This window comes from Bradyrhizobium sp. (assembly GCF_019244115.1).
In the GTDB taxonomy this organism is placed as follows: Bacteria; Pseudomonadota; Alphaproteobacteria; order Rhizobiales; family Xanthobacteraceae; genus Bradyrhizobium.
Genome location: NZ_JAFATE010000868.1, coordinates 1 through 4092, shown reverse-complemented (window position 1 = coordinate 4092; position 4092 = coordinate 1). Strand labels below are relative to the sequence as shown.

General features: G+C 64.6%; 4 protein-coding genes. 2 read left to right on the top strand and 2 right to left on the bottom strand.

Annotation, left to right across the window (positions count from 1 at the left end):
• Positions 1 to 981, top strand: a 981-nt coding sequence (locus JOZ76_RS36590) for an AMP-binding protein (protein WP_291706239.1), incomplete at its 5' end; no start/stop codon positions are given.
• A gap of 251 nt (positions 982 to 1232) precedes the next feature.
• Complete coding sequence (locus JOZ76_RS36585) at positions 1233 to 2300, top strand: YeeE/YedE family protein (protein WP_291706238.1); 1068 nt, start codon at positions 1233 to 1235, stop codon at positions 2298 to 2300.
• A gap of 7 nt (positions 2301 to 2307) precedes the next feature.
• Here the strand turns inward: JOZ76_RS36585 and JOZ76_RS36580 are convergent, their stop codons facing one another.
• Together JOZ76_RS36580 and JOZ76_RS36575 are read right to left on the bottom strand one after the other, a co-directional pair.
• Positions 2308 to 3534 carry a bifunctional alpha/beta hydrolase/OsmC family protein gene (locus tag JOZ76_RS36580; protein ID WP_291706237.1) on the bottom strand — a complete coding sequence of 409 codons (1227 nt, stop codon included), beginning with the start codon at positions 3532 to 3534 and terminating at the stop codon, positions 2308 to 2310.
• Positions 3535 to 3589: 55 nt separating this feature from the next.
• The coding region (locus JOZ76_RS36575; RefSeq protein WP_291706236.1) for a sulfite oxidase-like oxidoreductase at positions 3590 to 4092 on the bottom strand (503 nt) is incomplete at its 5' end.

The window sequence follows — 4092 nt, the reverse complement described above, 5'->3', positions numbered from 1 at the left end:
CTGCTGCGGGGCACCGCGCGCCCGGGGATGCGGCGGATGGAAAAAGTCACCGGCCGCTCGGATGACATGATCATCCACAACGCCTATGGCTACGGGCTGTTCACCGGTGGACTTGGGGTGCACTACGGCGCCGAAGAACTCGGCTGCACGGTGGTTCCGATCTCCGGCGGCATGACCGAGCGCCAGGTGCAGCTCATCAACGATTTCAAGCCCGACATCATCACGGTTACGCCAAGCTACATGCTGGCGATCCTGGATGAGTTCAGGCGCCAGAAGCTGGACCCGCGCCAATGCTCCCTAAAAATCGGCATTTTCGGCGCCGAGCCGTGGACCAACGCGATGCGCGCCGAAATCGAGGACGCGTTCGACATGGACGCGACAGATATCTACGGACTGTCGGAGGTGATCGGTCCCGGCGTCGCGCAGGAATGCCTGGAGACCAAGGACGGCCTGCATATCTGGGAAGATCATTTCTATCCCGAGGTGATTGATCCGGAGACCGGCAAGGTGCTGCCGGATGGCGAATTGGGCGAGTTGGTGTTCACCTCGCTCACCAAGGAAGCGTTCCCCGTCATTCGCTATCGCACCCGCGACCTGACGCGGCTGCTGCGGGGCACCGCGCGCCCGGGGATGCGGCGGATGGAAAAAGTCACCGGCCGCTCGGATGACATGATCATCCTGCGCGGCGTCAACCTGTTTCCGACCCAGATCGAGGAGATCCTGCTCGCGACCGGTTGGTGCGGCGGCCATTTCATCCTCGAACTGACCCGCGAAGGGCGCATGGATGAACTGACGATCCATGCCGAAGCGCGCCCGGAATATTGGGACGGGCGCGGCCTCACAGATCACGCCGACCGCATCTCGACCCATATCAAGAATACGATTGGCATCACCGCAAAGGTGCGCGCGGTGGCGCCGGCGACGCTGGAGCGCTCGCTCGGCAAGGCCAAGCGCGTGCACGACAAGCGGCCGAAGGGATGATCTCTGACCCGCACGGTGAGGAGCCGCGCTCCTCGCGCGGCGTCGGCGGACGATGCGTCGCATCGCTCGGCGAACCATGAGGCCCGCGACAGTGACGGGTCTGGAGCCTATCCTTCGAGACGCGCGCAAGGGCCCGCTCCACAGGATGTCGGAGTAGACCAACCGACGGGCAATAGCCTATATCTGGCCTCATTCACATCGAACTGCGTCGGAACTGGCCACGGCTGGTTCCGAAGGCCTGGGAAGATCGGGTGCAAGACAGCACGCATATCGTCCTCTGGGGCGGACTTTTGATTGGGCTTGGCTACGGATCGGTCGGCCTGCTCAGCGGCTTCTGCCTGCTCTCGAGCCTGCGCGGCTGGTGGGCGGATGGTGACAGCCGCCTGATCCGCACCTTCGCGCTCGCGCTCGGGGTCGCTGTCGCGGGTACCCAGCTGCTGGCCGCTTCGGGTCTCGTCGACCTCTCCAAATCGATCTATCTGCAGCCATCATTTTCCGCACCGCTCATTTTCGCAGGCGGCGTCTTGTTCGGTTACGGCATGGTGCTCGCGAATGGCTGCAGCTCGCGCGCTTTGGTGCTGCTGGGGTGCGGCAATCTCCGCTCGCTGGTGGTCGTGATCGTACTCGGCATCGTCGCGACCATGACGCTGAAGGGATTGATTGCGCCGCTGCGCATTATGCTGTTGCAGGCGAGCCAGGTGGCGCCGAAAACCATCTCAGTCCCGGCGTTGCTCGCGGCGACCGGCACAGGCGACACCTTTGCGCGGACGCTCGCGGCCTCCTTGATGTCCGGAGCGCTGATCATCTTCGCCTTTGCGCACGCGCCGTTCCAGCGTGCCCGCGGCCAGATCGCGGCAGGGATCGCGGTGGGCTTCCTGGTCGTCGCCGGCTGGTTTGCGACCGGATATCTCGGCGCCGATGATTTCAATCCGGCGCCCGTCGGCTCGCTCACCTTCATCGCGCCGATCGCCGATACCGTGCAGTATGTGATGTTTTCGACCGGTCTTTCGCTGAGTTTCGGCGTGACGCTTGTGGCCGGCGTGTTTTCGGGAAGCCTGCTCACGGCGGTTGCGACCCGCCGCTTTGCCCTTGAAGGTTTTGTCTCGCCGCGTCACATGCTGCGCTCAGTTGCGGGCGCGGCGCTGATGGGCGCCGGCGGCGCCATGGCCTATGGGTGCTCGGTCGGGCAGGGACTGACCGGGCTTTCAACGCTGGCACTGCCGTCCTTCATAGCGGTCGGCGGCATCCTGCTCGGCACGGCGGCCGGCCTGCGCGGTGCGTTTCGCGTTCAGCCGCTGGCGACGGAAGTGGCGCGCTGAAGCGCCGTCAAGGAGTCTGCTCCCGCGTCATGATCCTGATCTCCGAGGTCAGGGTGCGATGGACCGGGCATTTGTCGGCGATCTCCATCAGCTTCTTGCGCTGTTCGGCATCGAGCGCGCCGTCGATCCTGATCACCCGCTCGATCTGGTCGAGCAGGCCTTGCTTGGTCTCGCAGTCGGCGCAGTCACTTGCGTGGATCTTGCTGTGGGCAAGCGTTACGGTGACGCGATCAAGCGGCAGGGATTTACGGTCGGCATAGAGGCGCATGGTCATCGAGGTGCAGGCGCCGAGACCGGCGATCAGATAGTCATAGGGTCCGGGGCCGGTGTCGTCGCCGCCGGCCGCGAGCGGTTCGTCAGCTAGAAGGCGGTGCGGCCCGGCCGAGACGAGCTGCTGGAACTTGCTGTTGCGGGTCTCCTGCACCACCACCCGGCGCGGCTCGGCACTGTGCTCGGCGACCTGATCGGCGGCGGTTGGTTGAAGGTAGCGCGGCGCCCACGCCGCGATCATGTCGGCGACATAAGCGGTGTCGCGGCGGTCGCCGAGGAGATGGTCGGCCCCCGCCAGCGACACAAAGCTCTTTGGATGCCGCGCCGACATGAAGATGCGGGTCGCATTGTCGATGCCGACGACGTCATCGGTCGGCGAGTGCATCACCAGGAGCGCCCTCCTGAGCTTGCCGATCTGGGCCATCAGATCGTGCTCGGCAATATCGTCGAGAAATTCGCGCTTGATGCGGAAGGGGCGGCCGGCGAGAGCCACCTCGACTTCGCCGACAGTGCGAATGTCCTCGACATGCTCCTTGAACAGCCCGGTGACGTGAGCCGGGGCTGATGGCGCCGCAATGGTAACCACGGCCTTGGTCTCCGGAATATCTTTCGCTGCGGCGAGGATCGCAGCGCCGCCGAGGCTGTGGCCGATCAGGAGCGCCGGCGCTTTCCTGATCTTGCGCAGATGATCGGCCGCGCGGACGAGATCGGCGACATTCGAGGAAAAAGTCGCGTTCGCGAACTCGCCTTCGCTTGCGCCGAGCCCGGTGAAGTCGAACCGCAGCACGGCGATGCCTTTGGCCGCGAGCGCGGTTGAGATCCGTTTCGCCGACAGCGCATCCTTGCCGCAGGTGAAGCAGTGCGCGAACAGGGCAAAGACGAGCGGCTCCTGCTCGGGCAGGTCCAGCGCCGCGGCCAGCTTATGGCCGCCTTCACCCTCGAATTGGAAGCGTTCGGTTGGCAATGTGAGCCTCCCCGTTTGCAATGCTCTCTGTTGGCCGGAGAGCTCAGCACGAATATCAGTCGTCCGAATAGCGCTGCTCGGACCAGGGATCGCCGCGGTTGTGATAGCCGCGAACCTCCCAATAGCCCGGCGCATCATCGCCCAAAAATTCGATCGCCTTCAGCCATTTGGCGCTCTTCCAGAAATAGAGATGCGGCACCACGAGCCGCACCGGTCCACCATGCTCTGACGTCAGTGGCTTGCCCGACCAGCTATGGGCGAGCAGGGCGTCCTCGGCGGCGAAATCTTCCAGCGCGAGATTGGTGGTGTAGCCGTCATAGGAATGCAGCACCACGAAGCGCGCATCGTCGCGCGGCTGGCAGGCGGCGAGCAGCTCGCGCGTCGCCAAGCCCTCCCATTCATTGTCATAGCGCGACCACGTCGTCACGCAGTGGATGTCGGAGGTGAACCGGTCCTGCTTCTGTGCGGCGAACTCCGCAAACGTCCAGAACACGGGGGTTTCGATCGCGCCGTAGACGTCAAGCCGCCAGCGCTCACGCGAGACCGGCGGCAGGACGC